General features: G+C 69.3%; 18 protein-coding genes. 9 read left to right on the top strand and 9 right to left on the bottom strand.

Annotation, left to right across the window (positions count from 1 at the left end; genetic code table 11):
* Positions 1 to 38: 38 nt before the first annotated feature.
* The 3 genes from BS72_RS16420 to BS72_RS16410 all read right to left on the bottom strand — a co-directional run bounded on the left by BS72_RS16420 (position 39) and on the right by BS72_RS16410 (position 2,905).
* Entirely contained in the window at positions 39 to 1,079 is a 1,041-nt protein-coding gene (locus tag BS72_RS16420) for an alanine racemase (protein ID WP_037911403.1), read from the bottom strand.
* Positions 1,080 to 1,172: 93 nt separating this feature from the next.
* On the bottom strand, positions 1,173 to 2,294 hold the full coding sequence (locus tag BS72_RS16415; protein ID WP_037911401.1) for a lipid II:glycine glycyltransferase FemX: 1,122 nt from the start codon (positions 2,292 to 2,294) through the stop codon (positions 1,173 to 1,175).
* Positions 2,295 to 2,602: 308 nt separating this feature from the next.
* Positions 2,603 to 2,905 carry a hypothetical protein gene (locus BS72_RS16410; RefSeq protein WP_037911399.1) on the bottom strand — a complete coding sequence of 101 codons (303 nt, stop codon included), beginning with the start codon at positions 2,903 to 2,905 and terminating at the stop codon, positions 2,603 to 2,605.
* 256 nt (positions 2,906 to 3,161) lie between these two features.
* Between BS72_RS16410 and rpsF the strand changes: the two genes are divergently transcribed.
* From rpsF to rplI, 4 genes are read left to right on the top strand one after another with little or no spacing between them, the layout of a single operon-like run.
* Positions 3,162 to 3,452, top strand: a complete 291-nt coding sequence (rpsF, locus tag BS72_RS16405) for a 30S ribosomal protein S6 (protein ID WP_037911396.1) — start codon at positions 3,162 to 3,164, stop codon at positions 3,450 to 3,452.
* Positions 3,453 to 3,507: 55 nt separating this feature from the next.
* The gene (locus tag BS72_RS16400) at positions 3,508 to 4,095 is read left to right on the top strand and encodes a single-stranded DNA-binding protein (protein WP_037911395.1); all 588 of its coding nucleotides are present in this window, start codon (positions 3,508 to 3,510) and stop codon (positions 4,093 to 4,095) included.
* Positions 4,096 to 4,140: 45 nt separating this feature from the next.
* The gene (gene rpsR, locus BS72_RS16395) at positions 4,141 to 4,377 is read left to right on the top strand and encodes a 30S ribosomal protein S18 (RefSeq protein ID WP_037911393.1); all 237 of its coding nucleotides are present in this window, start codon (positions 4,141 to 4,143) and stop codon (positions 4,375 to 4,377) included.
* Between the two features lie 11 nt (positions 4,378 to 4,388).
* Positions 4,389 to 4,838: a 50S ribosomal protein L9 gene (rplI, locus tag BS72_RS16390; RefSeq protein WP_037911392.1), complete on the top strand. Its 450-nt coding sequence runs from the start codon at positions 4,389 to 4,391 to the stop codon at positions 4,836 to 4,838.
* Between the two features lie 283 nt (positions 4,839 to 5,121).
* Here the strand turns inward: rplI and BS72_RS16385 are convergent, their stop codons facing one another.
* Complete coding sequence (locus tag BS72_RS16385; RefSeq protein WP_037916224.1) at positions 5,122 to 6,456, bottom strand: MATE family efflux transporter; 1,335 nt, start codon at positions 6,454 to 6,456, stop codon at positions 5,122 to 5,124.
* Positions 6,457 to 6,979: 523 nt separating this feature from the next.
* Here BS72_RS16385 and dnaB point away from each other — a divergent pair.
* Positions 6,980 to 8,428: a replicative DNA helicase gene (dnaB, locus tag BS72_RS16380; RefSeq protein WP_037911390.1), complete on the top strand. Its 1,449-nt coding sequence runs from the start codon at positions 6,980 to 6,982 to the stop codon at positions 8,426 to 8,428.
* Positions 8,429 to 8,663: 235 nt separating this feature from the next.
* Here dnaB and BS72_RS36560 read toward each other — a convergent pair whose 3' ends face one another.
* Complete coding sequence (locus tag BS72_RS36560; protein WP_157856258.1) at positions 8,664 to 8,996, bottom strand: hypothetical protein; 333 nt, start codon at positions 8,994 to 8,996, stop codon at positions 8,664 to 8,666.
* Positions 8,997 to 9,062: 66 nt separating this feature from the next.
* A complete protein-coding gene (locus BS72_RS16375) occupies positions 9,063 to 9,491 on the bottom strand; it encodes a hypothetical protein (RefSeq protein ID WP_037911388.1) in 429 nt (142 codons plus the stop codon).
* Positions 9,492 to 9,776: 285 nt separating this feature from the next.
* Between BS72_RS16375 and BS72_RS16370 the strand changes: the two genes are divergently transcribed.
* Both BS72_RS16370 and BS72_RS16365 read left to right on the top strand, forming a co-directional pair.
* Positions 9,777 to 11,234 carry a S1 RNA-binding domain-containing protein gene (locus tag BS72_RS16370; protein WP_232792432.1) on the top strand — a complete coding sequence of 486 codons (1,458 nt, stop codon included), beginning with the start codon at positions 9,777 to 9,779 and terminating at the stop codon, positions 11,232 to 11,234.
* Positions 11,235 to 11,242: 8 nt separating this feature from the next.
* Positions 11,243 to 11,545 (top strand): hypothetical protein, encoded by a 303-nt coding sequence (locus BS72_RS16365; protein WP_037916223.1) that lies wholly within the window; start codon positions 11,243 to 11,245, stop codon positions 11,543 to 11,545.
* 293 nt (positions 11,546 to 11,838) lie between these two features.
* Here the strand turns inward: BS72_RS16365 and BS72_RS36555 are convergent, their stop codons facing one another.
* On the bottom strand, positions 11,839 to 12,012 hold the full coding sequence (locus tag BS72_RS36555) for a hypothetical protein (protein ID WP_157856257.1): 174 nt from the start codon (positions 12,010 to 12,012) through the stop codon (positions 11,839 to 11,841).
* A gap of 191 nt (positions 12,013 to 12,203) precedes the next feature.
* Here BS72_RS36555 and BS72_RS16355 point away from each other — a divergent pair, with 191 nt between their 5' ends.
* Positions 12,204 to 12,800, top strand: coding sequence for a hypothetical protein (locus BS72_RS16355; protein WP_037911378.1), 597 nt, complete (start codon positions 12,204 to 12,206; stop codon positions 12,798 to 12,800).
* A gap of 27 nt (positions 12,801 to 12,827) precedes the next feature.
* Here the strand turns inward: BS72_RS16355 and BS72_RS33225 are convergent, their stop codons facing one another.
* Entirely contained in the window at positions 12,828 to 13,328 is a 501-nt protein-coding gene (locus BS72_RS33225; RefSeq protein ID WP_107498806.1) for a barstar family protein, read from the bottom strand.
* A gap of 1,167 nt (positions 13,329 to 14,495) precedes the next feature.
* On the opposite strand from BS72_RS33225, the gene BS72_RS16335 reads away from it, so the two are divergent.
* Positions 14,496 to 15,848, top strand: a complete 1,353-nt coding sequence (locus tag BS72_RS16335) for an MATE family efflux transporter (protein ID WP_063836087.1) — start codon at positions 14,496 to 14,498, stop codon at positions 15,846 to 15,848.
* A gap of 273 nt (positions 15,849 to 16,121) precedes the next feature.
* On the opposite strand, the gene BS72_RS16330 is transcribed toward BS72_RS16335, so the two are convergent.
* Positions 16,122 to 17,327: a putative PEP-binding protein gene (locus tag BS72_RS16330; RefSeq protein WP_407639045.1), complete on the bottom strand. Its 1,206-nt coding sequence runs from the start codon at positions 17,325 to 17,327 to the stop codon at positions 16,122 to 16,124.
* Between the last annotated feature and the right edge of the window lie 32 nt (positions 17,328 to 17,359).

The raw sequence follows: 17,359 nt of genomic DNA, 5'->3' as shown, positions 1-17,359 counted from the left end.
CTCGTCCACCGCCGGGCGGACGGGAGCGACGCCGCGGATCAGGCCGGCTGGCGGTCCACGATCCGGTCGAACTGCGTGGTGGTGTGCCGCAGATGCGCCACCAGCTCGTCGCCGACGGCCGGCGGGGCCACGTCACTGGGCAGGAAGAGGATCGACACCTGCATGTGCGGCGGCTCGGCGAACCACCGCTGCTTGCCCGCCCACACGAACGGCGACAGGTTGCGGTTGACGGTGGCGAGCCCGGCCCGGGCCACCCCCTTGGCCCGCGGCATCAGGCCGTGCAGCGCCTTGGGCGCTTCCAGGCCCACCCCGTGCGAGGTGCCGCCGGCCACCACCACCAGGTGCCCGTCGGCCGCGGACTTCTCCTGCCGGTAGCCGTACCGCTCGCCCTTGGCGATCCGGGTGACGTCGAGGACCGCCCCCCGGTACTCCGTCGCGTCGTGGTCGCCCAGCCACAGCAGGGTGCCGATCCGGGCCCGGAAACGGGTCTGCGGGAACTGCTGCTGGAGCGCGGCCAGCTCGGCGGCCCGCAGATGGCTGACGAACATGGTGTGCAGCGGCAGACGGGCCGAGCGCAGCCGCTCCATCCAGGTGAAGACCTCCTCCACCGCGTCCGTACCGTCCGGGCGGTCCAGCGGCAGGTGGATGGCGAAGCCCTCCAGGCGCACGTCGTCGATGGCGGCGTGCAGCTTGCCCAGATCGTCCTCGGCGACACCGTGCCGCCGCATGGAGCTCATCACCTCGATGACGACCCGGGCGCCGACCAGGCCGCGCACGCCCTCCACCGAGGAGACCGAGCGGATCGCCCGGTCCGGCAGCGGAACCGGCTCCTCACCCAGCCGGTACGGCGTCAGGACCAGCAGGTCGCCGCTGAAGAAGTCCTTGATCCGGGCGGCCTCGTAGGTGGTGCCGACGGCGAGCATGTCGGAACGCAGCCGGGTCGCCTCGTCCGCCAGGCGCTCGTGGCCGAAACCGTAGCCGTTCCCCTTGCACACCGGGACGAGGGCGGGGAACTGGTCCACCACCGACTGGTGGTGGGCGCGCCAGCGGGCGGTGTCGACGTACAGGGTGAGCGCCATCGCCTGGTCAGGACCTTTCTCTGCTCGGAGTGGCTCGAAGTGACTCGAAGTGGCTCGGGGTGCCGGCGGGTACGCCCCGTGCGGGGCCCGCCGTCAGCGGAGCGACATGTAGAAGTCGAGTGCCTTGTGGAGCAGCTTGTTGAGGGGGAAGTCCCACTCGCCCAAGTATTCGGCAGCCTGGCCGCCGGTGCCCACCTTGAACTGGATCAGGCCGAAGAGGTGGTCGCTCTCGTCCAGCGAGTCGCTGATGCCGCGCAGGTCGTAGACGCTCGCGCCCATGGCGTAGGCGTCGCGCAGCATCCGCCACTGCATCGCGTTGGAGGGCCGCACCTCCCGCTTGTGGTTGGCGGAGGCGCCGTAGGAGTACCAGACGTGCTGCCCGACGGTGAGCATGGTGGCCGCGGCCACCGCCTCGCCCTCGTGCACGGCCAGGTACAGCCGCATCCGGTTGGGGTCCTCGCCGTTGAGCGTGGTCCACATGCGCTGGAAGTAGCTCAGCGGGCGCGGGCGGAAGTGGTCGCGGGTGGCGGTGATCTCGTAGAGGTTCTGCCACACCGGCAGGTCGTCGTAGCCGCCCTGCACCACCTCGACGCCGGCCTTCTCGGCCTTCTTGATGTTGCGGCGCCACAGCTGGTTGAAGTTCTTGAGGATGTCGTCCAGGGACCGGTTCTCCAGCGGCACCTGGTACACGTAGCGCGGCTGGACGTCGCCGAAGCCCGCGCCGCCGTCCTCGCCCTGCTGCCAGCCCATCCGGCGCAGCCGCTCGGCCACCTCGAAGGCGCGCGGCTCGATGAAGGTGGCCTCCACGTCGCGCAGCCGCTTCACGTCCGGGTCGGCGATGCCGGCCTTGACCGCGGAGGCGTCCCAGCGCCGGATGATCACCGGCGGACCCATCTTCACGGTGAAGGCGCCCTGGTCCTTGAGGTGGCGCAGCATGGGCTGGAGCCACTCGTCGAGGTTGGGCGCGTACCAGTTGATCACCGGGCCCTCGGGGAGGTACGCGAGGTACCGCTTGACCTTGGGGATCTGCCGGTAGAGCACCAGCCCGACCCCGACCAGCTGCCCGCTCTTGCCCTCGAACCAGCCCAGACTCTCGGAGCGCCACTCGTTCTTCACGTCAGCCCATGCCGGGACCTGGCAGTGGCTCGCCGACGGCAGGCTCTGGATGTAGGCCAGGTGCTGCTCGCGACTGATGGTCCTCAGGGTCAGGCTCATGCGGGGCGCTCCCCATGCTCACGTCTGCGGGCGTTACTGGCCCGAAGCCTACTGCGAGGGTGGAGCGCCGCCACTACTCCCACCTCGCGGGCGGTCCGGGGGAACCCCCGGCCACCGCGCCCTTCGGCCCGGCAACCGGGGCGGGGCCCGGCGGTCCGGCCCCCGTCCGGGCCGGAAGCACGGACGGGGGCCGGACGGGGTACGGGCCGGGTGCGGACGGAGGACGGGCCGGGCCGGGCGGGCCGGGCGGGCCGGGCGGGCCGGACGGGAGTTCCGGGTGGCGGGCGGCGGTCTTGGTCGGACAGGGCCTAGGAGAAGCCGCCGTGTGCCACGCCCAGGTAGAAGCCGAGCGCGGACATGCCGAGACCGATGATGAACGCGAACCGCTCGGCGGTGGTGGCCGAGATGTACTGGCCGAAGCCGCCGGTGATGATGCCGAGCAGCCCGGTGGTGGAGCTCGTCAGGTGGAGGTGGTGGAAGCCCGCCGTGACCACGGCGGCGATGCCGAGGACGAGGGTCACCACGACCAGCGAGTTCTCAAGGGGGTGGCGCCGGCCGTCGGTGTTGAAACTGAGCCGGTGGTGGGGATGAGCCGCGTGCTGCTGTGCCATGGGGCACCTCCGTAGTGGAGAGGTGGCGCAAGGTAGCGCCGTCCGCACCCGATGTGTACAGATTGAGGGCATAAGCGGGTGGATTTCAACCCGGGGGGCGATGCCGGGTAGGCTGTACGGCCTGCACCGGTCTTCTGCCGGGCTACCGCGGAGCGAGGCTCTGTCGGCGGTCCGGGTTACCGTTGCGACGCAAGCACAAACCCTCCTGCCACGGAAACGCCGTGGCCGTTGAGTCCAGAGGAGGTGGGTTACCCCTATGCGTCACTACGAGCTCATGCTCATTCTCGACCCCGATCTCGAGGAGCGCGCTGTCGCCCCGCTGATCGAGTCCTTCCTGTCCGTCGTCCGCAACGGCGGCGGCAGCGTGGAGAAGGTCGACACCTGGGGCCGTCGTCGTCTCTCCTACGAGATCAACAAGAAGCCCGAGGGCATCTACTCGGTCATCGACCTGAAGGCCACGCCTGACGTCGTGAAGGAGCTGGACCGCCAGCTGAACCTGAACGAGTCGGTCCTGCGGACCAAGGTCCTGCGTCCGGAACTCCACTAGTACCGGAATTCCGAGCAGCCACCAGCACTGCCCAGCCACTCGAGAGGTCATCCCAATGGCAGGCGAGACCGTCATCACGGTCGTCGGCAATCTCGTCGACGACCCCGAGCTGCGCTTCACTCCGTCCGGTGCGGCGGTAGCGAAGTTCCGTGTCGCGTCCACCCCCCGCACCTTCGACCGCCAGAGCAACGAGTGGAAGGACGGCGAGAGCCTCTTCCTCACCTGCTCGGTCTGGCGTCAGGCGGCGGAGAACGTCGCCGAGTCGCTCCAGCGGGGCATGCGCGTCATCGTGCAGGGCCGGCTGAAGCAGCGGTCGTACGAGGACCGCGAGGGCGTCAAGCGGACGGTCTATGAGCTGGACGTCGACGAGGTCGGCGCCAGCCTGCGCAGCGCGACCGCCAAGGTCACCAAGACCAGCGGCGGTGGCGGTGGGCGCGGCCAGCAGGGCGGCGGTTTCGGCGGTGGCGGCCAGCAGCAGGGCGGCGGCGGCTGGGGCGGCCAGCAGGGCGGCGGCGGTGCACCCGTCGACGACCCCTGGGCGACCAGCGCGCCGGCCGGCGGCCAGCAGCAGGGTGGCGGAGGTGGTTGGGGCGGCGGCTCCGGCTCCTCCGGCGGCGGCTACTCGGACGAGCCGCCCTTCTAGGGCGGACCGAACCTCAAAACTTCTTGAACGCACAGGAGAGACACCATGGCGAAGCCGCCCCCGCGCAAGCCTAAGAAGAAGGTCTGCGCTTTCTGCAAGGACAAGACCGCGTACGTGGACTACAAGGACACGAACATGCTGCGGAAGTTCATTTCCGACCGCGGCAAGATCCGTGCCCGCCGCGTGACCGGCAACTGCACGCAGCACCAGCGTGACGTTGCCACCGCGGTGAAGAACAGCCGCGAGATGGCGCTGCTGCCGTACACCTCGACGGCCCGCTGAGGAGGGTGACCATGTCCAAGATCATCCTCACCAACGAGGTCAGTGGCCTCGGTGCCGCCGGCGACGTCGTCGACGTCAAGCCGGGCTACGCCCGCAACTACCTGATCCCGCGGGGCTTCGCCATCGCGTGGACCAAGGGTGGCGAGAAGGACGTCGAGCAGATCCGGCGCGCGCGCCGCATCCGCGAGATCCACTCGCTTGAGGACGCGAACGTCGTCAAGGGCCAGCTCCAGGCTGTCAACGTGCAGCTGAGCACCCGCGCCGGCGACACCGGCCGCCTCTTCGGCTCGATCACCCCGGCGGACATCGCCGCGGCGATCAAGCAGGCCGGTGGCCCGGCCGTCGACAAGCGCCGGGTCGAGATCGCGGCGCCCATCAAGACGCTCGGCTCCCACAAGGTGTCGGTGCGCCTGCACGCCGAGGTCGAGGCTGTCCTCGACATCCAGGTGGTGGCCGCGTAACGCGGTCCGACACGGCGCCTGCCGTCGGACCGGGCGGACAACGCCCGGTCCGCACGGTGCAGCCCGTTTGTCCCACTCTGTTCCACGTGGAACAGAGTGGGACACGAAGAAGGCCGGGCCCCTCAGTGAGGGGTCCGGCCTTCTTCGCTGTCCGGAGCCGGAGCCGGAGCCGGAGTCGGCGTGGGCGTGGACTTCGGCTTCGGCCTCTGGCCTCTGGCCTCTGGTCTCGGGCGTGGCTTCGGGGGCGGCTTCCGGGGAGGCTTCGGGGGCGGGCGAAGGTGCTTCAGCGCGAGGCGCCGGTGACCACCCAGCGGCCGGAGCGGGAGCGCAGCCACAGCGCGGCGAGCCGGGTGAGCATCATCAGGCCCATCGCCCACCAGAGTGCGGTGAGCCCGCCGCCGAGCGCCGGGACGGCGAGCGCCGCGGGGGCGAAGACTGCCAGCGTGACGAGCATCGACCAGGCCAGATAGGGGCCGTCCCCGGCGCCCATCAGTACCCCGTCCAGGACGAAGACCACACCGCACACCGGCTGGACCAGAGCCACCACCAGCAGGGCGCTCGCGAGGGCGTGCCGGACGGCCGGGTCGGCGGTGAAGACCGGGCCGACCAGGGTGTGCGCCGCGGACACCGCGATCCCCAGCCCGGCGCCGCAGAGCAGCCCCCACTGGACCATCCGGGAACAGGCGGCGCGGGCACCGTCCGGGTCGTCGGCGCCGAGGTAGCGGCCGATCACCGCCTGGCCCGCGATGGCGATGGCGTCCAGGGCGAAGGCCAGCAGTGACCAGACGGTGAGGGTGATCTGGTGGGCGGCGATCTGGGTGTCGCCCAGGCGTGCCGCGACGGCGGTGGCGATGACCAGGACCGCGCGCAGGCTGACCGTCCGGACCAGCAGGGGCACCCCGGCCCGGGCGCAGGTCCGGATACCGGCGGCGTGCGGCCGCAGTACGCCGCGCCACTCGTGGGGGGCCTGCCGCCGGGCCCCGCGGACCACCATGACGAGGTAGGCGGCGGCCATGCCGGTCTGGGCCGTGACGGTGCCCCAGGCCGATCCCGCGATGCCCAGGCCGGTGCCGTAGACCAGGAGGGCGTTGAGGCCCGCGTTGACCGTGAAGCCGGCGACCGCCACCACCAGGGGCGTCCTCGTGTCCTGGAGGCCGCGCAGTACGCCGGTGGCGGCCAGCACGACGAGCATCCCGGGGATGCCGAGGGCGCTGATCCGCAGGTACTCGGCCGCGTAGGGGGCCGCGGTCGGGGAGGCGCCGCACAGCTCCGCCAGCCCGGGGGCGGTGGGCAGCACCGCGGCGATCACCAGGGCCCCCAGGAGCAGGGCGAGCCAGACGCCGTCCATGCCCTGGCGCAGGGCGGCCGGCAGGTCCCCGGCGCCGACCCGGCGGGAGACAGCGGCGGTGGTCGCGTAGGCGAGGAAGACGAAGACGTTCACCGCCGTGGTCAGCAGCGTTGCCGCGACCCCCAGCCCGGCGAGCTGGGCGGTGCCGAGGTGGCCGACAACCGCGCTGTCGACCATCACGAAGAGCGGCTCGGCCACCAGGGCCCCGAAGGCGGGCAGCGCGAGCGCCAGGATCTCCCGGTCGTGCCGGCGGCGGGCGGCGACCGGCAGCCGTGCGGGACGGCGGTTCGGGCGGTGCGGCGCGGGCGGCCGGGCGGCGGGGTCCACAGGGGTCACGACGGACCAGGGTAGCCGTCCACAGGTAAGAGGCGAAAGTTGTGGACATCCATTACCGTCGACTGCGTAGAGTGATCTCCTCCGCGTCGTTTGTCGTGATCTTGATTTCGGCGCCGAAGTTTTTCTCCTGCACAGCCTATGGACGAAAGAAGCGCAGCTCAGAGGGGTCGCGCCGGGCCGCCCACCGACTTGTCCACAGCGTCGTCCCAAGGGCTGTACACAGGTTGGGGGCAGTTCTCCACAGGTATCCCCGATTCATCCACACCGCCTGTGGATAACCGGCTTGGTCCGGGGGGCCGCCAGTCCTACCGTGGACCGTCCCCCGACGCGTGCCGCACGGCCGCCGGGAGGCGTCGGCGGATCGGCGCGGCCGCCGCGAGAAGGCACGCGCCGCCGTGAAAGAGTGGCACGCACGCGCAACCCGGGAGAACCGGTCGGACGGGAGGAGGGGGCGGGAATGAGCCAGCCCGAGACGGCCGAAGACCGGTGGAGCGAGCTCTCCGGCGAACGCCCCGCCGTCAGCCAGTTCCGCAAGCGGGGCGGCGACGAGGAGGGTTTCGGCGAAGGCGGCGGCGGTTTCGAGCGGGTTCCCCCGCAGGACCTGGACGCGGAGCAGTCCGTCCTCGGCGGCATGCTGCTGTCGAAGGACGCGATCGCCGACGTCGTCGAGGTGCTCAAGGGGCAGGACTTCTACCGTCCGGCGCACGAGACCATCTACAGCGCGATCCTCGACCTCTACGCGCGCGGCGAGCCGGCCGACCCCATCACCACGGCCGCGGAGCTGACCAAGCGCGGCGAGATCGCCCGCATCGGCGGCTCCCCCTACCTCCACACCCTCGTCAACGCGGTGCCCACGGCGGCCAACGCCGAGTACTACGCGGAGATCGTCCACGAACGCGCCGTGCTGCGCCGCCTCGTGGAGGCCGGTACCCGCATCACGCAGATGGGGTACGCCGCCGACGGGGACGTCGACGAGATCGTCAACAGTGCCCAGGCGGAGATCTACGCGGTCACCGAGCAGCGCACCTCGGAGGACTACGCGCCGCTCGGCGACATCATGGAGGGCGCCCTCGACGAGATCGAGGCGATCGGCTCCCGCAGTGGCCAGATGTCCGGCGTGCCCACCGGCTTCGCCGACCTCGACTCCCTCACCAACGGCCTGCACCCCGGTCAGATGATCGTGGTGGCCGCCCGTCCCGCGATGGGCAAGTCGACCCTCGCGCTGGACTTCGCCCGGACCTGCTCGATCGCCAACAAGATGCCCAGCGTCATCTTCTCCCTGGAGATGGGGCGCAACGAGATCGCCATGCGCCTGCTGTCGGCCGAGGCACGGGTGGCCCTGCACCACATGCGGTCGGGCACGATGACGGACGACGACTGGACCAAGGTCGCCCGCCGGATGTCGGACGTCACCGAGGCGCCGCTCTACATCGACGACTCGCCGAACCTGTCGATGATGGAGATCCGCGCCAAGTGCCGGCGCCTCAAGCAGCGCAACGACCTGCGGCTGGTCGTCATCGACTACCTCCAGCTCATGCAGTCCGGCGGCTCCCGGCGGCCCGAGAGCCGTCAGCAGGAGGTCTCGGACATGTCCCGTAACCTCAAGCTCCTCGCCAAGGAGCTTGAGGTGCCGGTGGTCGCCCTCTCCCAGCTGAACCGAGGTCCGGAACAGCGCACCGACAAGAAGCCGATGGTCTCCGACCTGCGCGAGTCCGGCTCCATCGAGCAGGACGCGGACATGGTGATCCTCCTGCACCGTGAGGACGCCTACGAGAAGGAGTCCCCGCGCGCCGGTGAGGCCGACCTGATCGTCGCCAAGCACCGCAACGGCCCCACAGCCACGATCACCGTGGCCTTCCAGGGCCACTACTCCCGCTTCGTGGACATGGCCCAGAACCTGGGCTGAGTCCTGCGGAAGGTGCAGTTGGCAGCTCTTGCAGCTTCGATGCGCCCCGGTGACCAACTGCGCTATCGGACGGCCGCAGACCCGGTGCCCCCGTCCGCCGCCAGGCAACGGCAGCGCCTCCGCCGTCGCTCAAGCCGGCTCCCCGCAGCCATGTGGCCACAATGGGCTGTGCGCCTCAGCCCCACCCGCGGAGCCTATCGGCGGGTGCTGGCCCCCGCGCTGGGAGATCACCGCCTCAGCCCTGACCCGCCTCGCCGACCACCTGGACGCCCGTCCTTACCCCATCAACTACGAGCGCCGCCGCGGCCTGGACTACGCCGACCTGCCGTCCGTTGAGACATTGGCGCAGATCTGCCGGGACGCCGGCCAGCATCCAGGCACCGGACGACGACTCCGCATCGCCCGATGCATTGTGTTCACCCAGATCAGCGGCACCCCAATCGAGCATGCGCCCGAATTCCCCACTGCCGACCACAACATGTTCCGCGCGGAAGCCGAGCGCTTCACGGAAGTGTGAACCCCGCAGATCCGGCAGGGTTTGCGCGAGGCCGCCCGTGCTTTCCTCCACCGCAACGGCATACGGCGAGAACCCGTTACCTGGCACCCTCTGACCAACCTGCTGGACGACCTCGACCTACCTGGACACGACGCTAACGGCATCGAAATCCAGCGCCTGCACGGCCTGGTCCGAGGACGCCGCTGCCCGGCTCGTGCTGCAGCCGTGGCGCTGGGCGTCAGCATCGAGGCCGTGCTCCTCGCGCTGGAAGAGCACCCCGCGCAGGCCCAACCGCTCACACCGTCTCAGGCCCGTGCCCTGGGACGAGTCAGCCACGCCATCCGTGGCGTCCCCGAAGAGGAACTGCGGCGCCGATACCTCGACGAGCGCCAGTCCGCGAAGGCCATCGCTGACGGCCTGGGCGTCTCGCGGCAGACCATCACCCGTCTCGCCCGGGAACACGGGATCCCGCTGCAGCGAGGACGCCGCAGCCACCACCCTGTCGACCGAGAGTGGCTCTTCGATCAGTACGTCACGTGCCGACGGCCGCTTCCCGAGCTCGCACATGAGATGGGGGTAAGTACCTCCAGCATGAACCGCTGGGCACACGAACTCGGCATTCCGCTCCGCCCTCTCGGAGGTGCCAGCCACCGCGAAGCCCTGCGCCCGGATACCGGAAGTCCGAGCTGACTCACGAGCAACTGGGCGATCATGTCGAGGTGACCATCGCCGACCCCACTGAGTTCTTCTTGTCCAGCCGTGCCACCGTCTACCGCGCCCTCGAATGCCGTCAGAACGCATCCACGTCGTCGATGTCCGGCGGGCAGTGACGTGCTGCCTTACGTCTACCAGGTGACGAAGTACAACCCCGCCGACCGCGACCAGCACGGGCATTACGCCGGCACTGAGCCCGCGACGAGCGACCACGGGCCGATCGAAGCCACCTATCTTCAGGCCGTCGCCGCCTTCGCCGAGGACGCCGGCGTCGACCAGCTGGCCGTCCGCGAGCCGCAGCTCGGAGGCTTCGCTCACTTCGGTCTGGAGCCACCGGTCGACGGCTACGGCCTGGCGGACCTCTTTCCCGCTGGCCTCGCCGGTTTCCACGACGGTGCACTGGTGTCGATTGCCCTCGGCCTGGAACTTGTACGGGCCATGCTCCGCGACAGCGGTGCCTGGTGCCGATTGGAGGCGGAGGGAGAGTTCACGGTGCACGTCGGCTGGGACCAGTACCTTTACATCGGCAGCAGTCGGCCCTGTGAAGGCGCGCTGACCCGCACCCGTGCGCTCGGCCTGTTCCCGGAATGCCTGGACGCATCGCCGTACGATTTCGCCCCCGACGATCCTGATTACGTGCAGCGCCCGGCCGACGCCGACTTCTGGGACCGCCTGCACTGGACCGTCAGCGCCCACCGTGCCGTGTTCCTGGAGGAGATCTTCGCAGGGAACGCGTCCCGGTGGCACCGCCTGACCCGCGACAGCATCGAGACCGTGCGCTCCCGGCTGGCCCCACGATCCCAGTTGGCGGTCTGGCCGGACCTGCTCACCGACGTCGGCACGGCCGTGGCCGCTCTACCCGACGAGGGCCTGGTGGAGGTCGTCTGGGAGAACGAGGACGGTCAGATCACGAGCACGGTCGTGGACGAGACCCAGTTCGAGGCAGTGACCTCCCAGCTCGCCAGCGCGCGCGCTGCCGGTGTCGTATCCATGTATGCCGGTCAAGATCTCCCACTGTTCACCGCTGTGCTGCCGGACAGCGACGGTGTTCTGCGCGCTCGCTGGCAGACCGAACCGACGCCCAGCGACCGGGACTGGGCGTTCCTGAAGACCCTGCGGCGCGGCCAAGTCGTCACCGGCACGGTGACATCCATCGCCGACTTCGGTGTCACCTTCGTGGACATCGGCGGCTTCACCGCGATGATCAACATTCCGGAGCTGTCCTGGCGTCCCTTCAATCACCCGTCCGACATCGTCAGCGTCGGCCAGGAGATCACAGCCGAAGTCCTCGACGTCGACATGGTCCGGGAACGGGTGCCGCTGTCGCTGCGAGCAGTGCAGGAGGACCCGTGGCCCCAGGTCGCGCAACAGCTTGGACAGGTGGCCACCGGACCGGTCACCAAAGTCCTCCCGTTCGGAGTCTTCGTCCGCATGGAAGACCGAGAGGACGGCTTCCAGGGCCTCGTGCACACCAGCGAGCTGGATCAAGCGCCGGAGGACGTCATTGAGGTCGGCGACGTGCTCACGGTGAAGATCATCGATGTCGATGTCCCGCGGCGCCGTATTGCCCTGTCGCAGAGGCAGGTTGACCAGTGACGACGTGGATGCGCTGCTACTGGGACGAGGAAGACACCTGGTTCTACTTCGAGGTCGACGCCGAAGGCTGGGTGATCCGGCAGGTGGAACTGGAAGGCCCCGAGCTGACCCCGATCGCAGCTGCCTCCCTCACAGAATGGGAGCAGGCCCAGGAAGCTGGCCGCCTCGATGAGTACGACAGCAGGTTCGGGATCACGGCCGAGCTGCCCCTCTCGGAATGGGAAGGCCACGACCCCGAACAACTCACCTCCGAGGAGTTTCAGGAAGTCTGGGCTTCTGCTCGTCGGCAGATCGCATCCCAGCCCAGCTGACCCCTCGGCCCCGCGGAGACTTCTTGGCATCATCGCGACATGACCCCGACCCTTCCACGCACTGTCCGAGCCGTCGACACCGCTCAACGCCTCTCGACCGCCTGCTGAGGAAGCACCGGAGCCGAGAGGATCTGTCACGCAACTGAGAATCCGGAGCCATGTCATCCGATTGAGAACGGGCCGAAGGCGCAGGTCGCCCAGCCGGTCGGATGACATCGAGGCTGAGAACCTACAAGTGTTGTAGGTTCCGCGTTTCGCTGACCTTTTCCACGATTCCGTGACCTCTGCTTGGTCTATTGGTCAGGAATCGTGGACTCGCAGGTCCTGGCCTTCACTCGGTTGGGTGACGAAACGTCAGGGCTGGGGAGGGTTCGTGACTCGTCGATCAGCTGGTTGTCTACGACCTTCGCCGACACAGCCACTGCCAGCTCGCCGGCCTCGTCCTCGGCCACGTTCTCACTGGTCATCGATGCATCCTCCGTGATCGGGAGTCACACCGAACGATTTGCGGTCCACCTCGGGGAGCATCGGACAGCGGCTAACTGATCGTTTTCGGGATGGGTGCCGTGAGAACGAAGGCTGAGCACTGGCACTGGAGGCCGGTGGCCACTAGGTTCGCGTCGGCGGAGTACTGACCGCTGGAGCTTGGGAGTGGTGCGTGTCCTCGTTGCAAAAGTTGCAGTCCCTGCTTGGCGAGCCCTCCCGCCGGACGACCGCCCCGGACGACTGGGATGAAATCGAGCGGCACGTAGGCTCGGCTCTGCCCGGTGACTTCACAACGTTCCTGGACGCCTACGGGAGTGGAGTCATCTCCGGCGAGCTCGTCGTCTTCCACCCGCGTGGATCGAGCCCACTTCTGGAGCGCATGCTCAAGACACACGCACTCTTCACGGAGCGCCGTGACAGGAACCTCGACCGGGGCGACTTCGAGCATGTCCCCTACCCCTTCCACCCCGAGGCCGGTGGGCTGATCTCGTGGGGATACGACTACAGCGGCGACGAGCACTTCTTCCTCCCCTGCGACCCGGATCCGGATCGATGGAAGATCGTCACGATGGCCCATGAAGAAGGGTGCGAGACGTTTGACGGCCCGTTCTCAAGCTTCGCCCTTGCGTTCGTGAAGCGCCTACTGGATGTCGACCGGTATCACGGTGTCGAACCGGAGGCCTTGGAGTTCTTGGAGCCGGAGGATCTGGAGGAGATGGCTGCCGCCGGCGAGATCGGCCCGGTGATGCCGGGCTTCGAGCCGTTCTGACTGCGCGAGCCGGGCGACACTCCGTTCTCACCGGCGCCGCGAGTCCAGCCATTCTTCGCTATTCCACATGACGGCGGTGGCTCCGACGGGTTCGAAGCGGATGTCGGGGTCGTTGCTGTGGATCAGGGCGAAGAAGCGGCGCTGGAGCACGGCGGCTTGACGGGCCTGGTTGGCGATGACGTCCGGGACGATCTGCGCCGTCCGCGGGGAGACGGTGGCAAAGCGGTCATAGTCCGTCATGACGAGCACGAGGCCGGCGCCTTCCGGCGAGTCGTCGTACGGGCCGTAGCAGGCGACATCTCCGAGGCAGTCGTTGAGGGCGTCGAGGTTGCGGCCGTAGTAGTCCGGGAGCTGGAGGGCAGCCCCGTCCTGCGGACTGCCTCGACGGGTGCGGGCGCGACGTCGTGCCGGAAGGCGTCGAGGAGGACGAAGAACTCGGCGACCGGGGTGCTGTCCGGAGGTGTGATGCGTTCGATCTCGGCTGCCCAGGTCAGGGAACTGGATGTCCCGCGTCGCTCGTGCAGCCATTGGGTGAAGCGCTCTCCGGGCCAGAAGTCAAAGGGTTCGCCGATGCCGTGCACGCCCAGCGCGACCCGGCAGCCGGTGAGGATCGACTGCAGGTGGAGGAGCGACCCGTCTGGCAGCCACATTTCGGGTCTGAGCCGAATCTGCTCCAGGAAGTCGTACGCATCCGCGCAATCCTGCCAGAGCTTGACTGCCTTCTGCGGAGCCTGCTCAGTCGACCTGGCCAGAGCCTACGGGCCGCGCGCACTGCGCGATGAACCCGGAGTCCAGGGGGGCACAACATGCGCGTGCCATTCCTGTCTGGACATCCGAAGCCGAACGATGGCCCGAAAAAGTGCTACAAGAGCGCGGAATGATCAAGGTGTCACGCAGCGCGCGGAACGCCGGGAACGTTCCCAGGTCACAGCGACAGCAAAGGTCAGCGGAACGCGGAACCTACATGTGTGTAGGGCCTCATTTCCCGTGTCGGAATCTCACGATCGATGTCGGGTGGATGTCGGGTACGACATTGTCGTGAGATTGGCCAGGCTTTGAGGTCGAATTCGCTCAGACGTGTGGGAGTTCCAAGCTCTCTTGGTGCACGTACTGGCGTACGGCCCAGGCTGTCACCGACTGCTTGATCGCATCGGACTCCGTCCACGCGGCGGACGCCGGGCCGTGAGCCGAACGGAACTCGAACCAGTACCGCCGCTGATCAGGCCGGCCCTCACGGATCGGCGCTGTCGGGACCGCCTTCAGCGGATTCGAGAAGCCATGGAGCATCGCACCCTCGCCGAGGCATCACGCCAGCGGCACCACTCGCTCGGTCCGGCCGGCTGTCACCATCCTGGGATGGCCCACGACACAGTGTTCTTCCCCGCTCCGGACGACGAGAGTGCCGCTGCGGTTGAGGTCGGAGACGCGGCAGATGACGCCGGCCGCGGGACCCAGTGGCGGAGGGGCAAAGCCCGCGGGCACCGAGCCTTCGCCCCAGCGCGCGACACCGCGCTCGCGACACCGCGCCCGCGACACCGCGCCCGCGACACCGTGCGGCCGCTCAGCACGCAGGGCAATCTGTGACCGGCGCCTGAGCCGGCCAGGCTCTTGTGGACATTTTCGCGTGAATTTCGATACCGTCCCGGAACTCGTCCTCATTTCGCGCCCCGCGCCGTTCCACACCGGGAGGTCCGCGTGCACTCCTTGGCCGCTCGCGACAGGAGGGACGCGCGGCGGACCGTATCCGGCCTCGCTGTTCCTCTCTTTGTGGCCGAATTCCTCAATTTCGCTGTCCAGCTCGGGATCATCGCCGTTCTGGGGCGTATGGGCGGAGACACGGTTTACATACGCTCCCTGTACCAGCCTGTCAGCCTCATCGTCCTTGCCCTGAGTGTGGGGTTCGCGGTCTGCAACCAGGCCGCCGCCGCGATCAGCAAGGGGGCCGGGCGTCCCCGGGACGTCATGTCGAACTCCGCGAGCCTGGCGAGGGTATGGCTCGGGCTCGGCGCGGCCCTGTACCTGCTCCTCGCGGTCGCGGCTCCCTCCCTGACCGGCCTGCTCCATGTGGACGCCGAACTGCGGGGCACGTTCACCTCCTTCCTGCGCTGGACCTGCGCCGCGAGCCTGCTGGCCGTCGGGGTGGAACTCTGCGCGTCCGGTCTGCGCGGCTACGGGTACGTGCGGCAGGCCACCGTCCTGGTCGTCTGCACGGCGAGCGTGCGGATCGGCCTTGTGGCCGGCCTCGGACTTGGTGCCGGCATCGGGATCGCGGCGGTACCCGTCGCCGAGGCGACAGCCGGTCTGACCGGGCTGATCACGGGCCTGGCCCTGGTGCGCCGCACCGAGCTGTGGCATCCGCCGGCCCTCCGGACATGGCGGCCCGAGGTGCTCACCGACCTGCGCCGCATCGGTGTGCCCATCGCCACGTCCCTTGTCGTGATCTCGGCCTACAACCTTGCGGTCATCGGCGTCCTCGGGAGGTACGGGGAGAACGCCGTGGCGGGGTTCACGGTCGCTTCCACGCTGCAGAGCCTCGTGCTGCTGCCGGGCACGGTCCTGGGTACGGCCACAGCGATCACCATCAACCAGCAGCGCGGGGCGGGCGAATGGCTGCGGATACGGTCCTCGATGCGCGGCGGGATCGAGGTCGCGGCCGTGACCTACGTGGCCGTGGCGGTGCTGGTGTGGTCGGTGCATGACCCGTTGGCGCGGCTGATCGGCGGCGACGCCGGGGTGGCCGCGGCCGCGGGCAGTTACCTGGGTGCCATCGCCCTGACCTACGCCGTCCAGGGACCCGTGCTCACAGCGCTGACCGTCATGGAGGAAACCGGCGGCGGCTTCCGGGCCATCGTGCTCAACGTGATCTACTTCGGCCTGATCGTGGCGGTCAGCGCGTGGGCGGCACACGCCGTCGGCAGCGCGGAAGGCTTCTACGAGGCGGTGGCGTACTGCAATCTGATCGGCGTGTCGGTGCCGCTCATCGCCGTAGGGCACATACGGAGGCTGTCGGCCCTGGGCGGCGCCCAGGCGGCCGCCGCGACGGGCTGAACCCCGGGTGGGGGTACGAAGCTGCGGACGCACCCGTCCTGCGGGACTCTGCCCGCAGCCCCGCAAGGACGGGCCCGTCGAACGGCCGGCGTGAGGCGGAAGTCGACGGTGATACCGGCGGCGCGCCGACGGTGATACCGGCGGCGCACCGCCCCCGGAGGACCAGGACCTACTGGTCCTCGTGTTTCGGGCCGGTCCCCCTTCGCTTCCTGTCACCCCACCAGCGCGGGCGCGCCGATACCCGAGGGGGGATGGCCCGCCGGCGACGAGCGGTCAGTACTGGGGTTGGGGGTGGCGGCGCGGCTGGGGGCGGGAGTGGGACTGGACGATCAGCTGCTGGAGTTCGGCGGTGCACATCATGTAGCCGTCGGGGGTCGGCAGGTGCTCCAGGTAGTGGGCGAGGTCGGAGGCCAGCGAGAAGACCCGCACCGGCGTGCCCGCGGCGCGCGCGGACTCGACCACCCTGCGCACTCCGTCCAGGACGGCCGGGTGACGGGTGCGGTAGAAGTCGGCCACCAGGTGGTTGCCCCGGTCCGCTGCGAGATAGAACTGCACCAGGTCCTTGATGCCGACGAACAGTTCGCTGACGCCCATGGAGCACATCGCCGACGTGGCGTGCACGGCGGAGGGGGTCTCGATGAAGGCGGACAGGGGTGTCCCGGCCGGCAGTTCGAGGTGGGCCCTGAGCTGGGCGAACTCCACCTCGTCGTTGACGAACGGAACCGAGAGCCCGATGCGCTCGGCCTCGCCGCCGAGCCGTTCGCGCAGGGACGCCAGCACCGTGTGCAGCGCGTCGCGGTAGGTGGCCGAGCCGAGCAGCCAGCGGGCGCCGTGCAGGCCCATCTCGGGGTTCGGCTCGACCGCGACCGGGGCGGTCTCGGTGACGCCGGCCGCGTGGTCGGAGCGCAGGTCGAGCATGCGCAGGACCAGGCGCTGGCCGGGCAGGAGCGCCTCGGTGAAGTCGCACAGCCGGTCGGCGACGGCCTGTCCGTAGGCGGCGATGCCGGCGGCCCCGCCGTCCATGGCGTCGAGCGGGCTCAGACCCAGCGCGAGGCAGAGGAACTCCTCGCGGATGAAGAACGACTCGACCCGTCCGGCGTTGGGCCCGGAGGAGTTGATGGTGGTGATGTCCCGCAGGTCCGCGATGACCGCGCACGCCGAGCCGAGGTCGTCCAGCGAGGGGCTGCCGCCCTCCGTGCCCGTCCGCGGAGGCGTGTCCGACTCGACGACGATCGACGCGCTCTCCAGGTACAGCGTCACCTCGCCGTCCAGGTCGGCGAGGTCCGCCTCGTCGACGCGGAGCACCGGTATCCCCCTGCCGCGGCAGAGGGACTGCATGTGGCCGGTCAGTCCGCCGGAGCCGCAGACGACCGCGCGCGCCGCCACGATCGCTTCGTACAGGCCCGCTTCGAGCGAAGGGGCGACGAGGATGGTTCCCTCGCGTGGTCTTCTTGTGCGGTTGCAGACGCCTCGCAGCACACCCTCGGTGCCGCCGACGAGGAGAGACCCCA

Origin of the sequence: Actinacidiphila yeochonensis CN732 (assembly GCF_000745345.1) — a bacterium.
In the GTDB taxonomy this organism is placed as follows: domain Bacteria; phylum Actinomycetota; class Actinomycetes; order Streptomycetales; family Streptomycetaceae; genus Actinacidiphila; species Actinacidiphila yeochonensis.
This window is presented reverse-complemented; position numbering and strand designations above follow the sequence as displayed.

What these genes read in the sequence shown, in the direction of transcription:
- BS72_RS16420 (WP_037911403.1), bottom strand. Translation starts at nt 1,079, where the DNA reads ATGGCGCTCACCCTGTACGTCGACACCGCCCGCTGGCGCGCCCACCAC.
- BS72_RS16415 (WP_037911401.1), bottom strand. Translation starts at nt 2,294, where the DNA reads ATGAGCCTGACCCTGAGGACCATCAGTCGCGAGCAGCACCTGGCCTAC.
- BS72_RS16410 (WP_037911399.1), bottom strand. Translation starts at nt 2,905, where the DNA reads ATGGCACAGCAGCACGCGGCTCATCCCCACCACCGGCTCAGTTTCAAC.
- rpsF (WP_037911396.1), top strand. Translation starts at nt 3,162, where the DNA reads ATGCGTCACTACGAGCTCATGCTCATTCTCGACCCCGATCTCGAGGAG.
- BS72_RS16400 (WP_037911395.1), top strand. Translation starts at nt 3,508, where the DNA reads ATGGCAGGCGAGACCGTCATCACGGTCGTCGGCAATCTCGTCGACGAC.
- rpsR (WP_037911393.1), top strand. Translation starts at nt 4,141, where the DNA reads ATGGCGAAGCCGCCCCCGCGCAAGCCTAAGAAGAAGGTCTGCGCTTTC.
- rplI (WP_037911392.1), top strand. Translation starts at nt 4,389, where the DNA reads ATGTCCAAGATCATCCTCACCAACGAGGTCAGTGGCCTCGGTGCCGCC.
- dnaB (WP_037911390.1), top strand. Translation starts at nt 6,980, where the DNA reads ATGAGCCAGCCCGAGACGGCCGAAGACCGGTGGAGCGAGCTCTCCGGC.
- BS72_RS16375 (WP_037911388.1), bottom strand. Translation starts at nt 9,491, where the DNA reads ATGTGCGAGCTCGGGAAGCGGCCGTCGGCACGTGACGTACTGATCGAA.
- BS72_RS16365 (WP_037916223.1), top strand. Translation starts at nt 11,243, where the DNA reads ATGCGCTGCTACTGGGACGAGGAAGACACCTGGTTCTACTTCGAGGTC.
- BS72_RS36555 (WP_157856257.1), bottom strand. Translation starts at nt 12,012, where the DNA reads ATGACCAGTGAGAACGTGGCCGAGGACGAGGCCGGCGAGCTGGCAGTG.
- BS72_RS33225 (WP_107498806.1), bottom strand. Translation starts at nt 13,328, where the DNA reads ATGGCTGCACGAGCGACGCGGGACATCCAGTTCCCTGACCTGGGCAGC.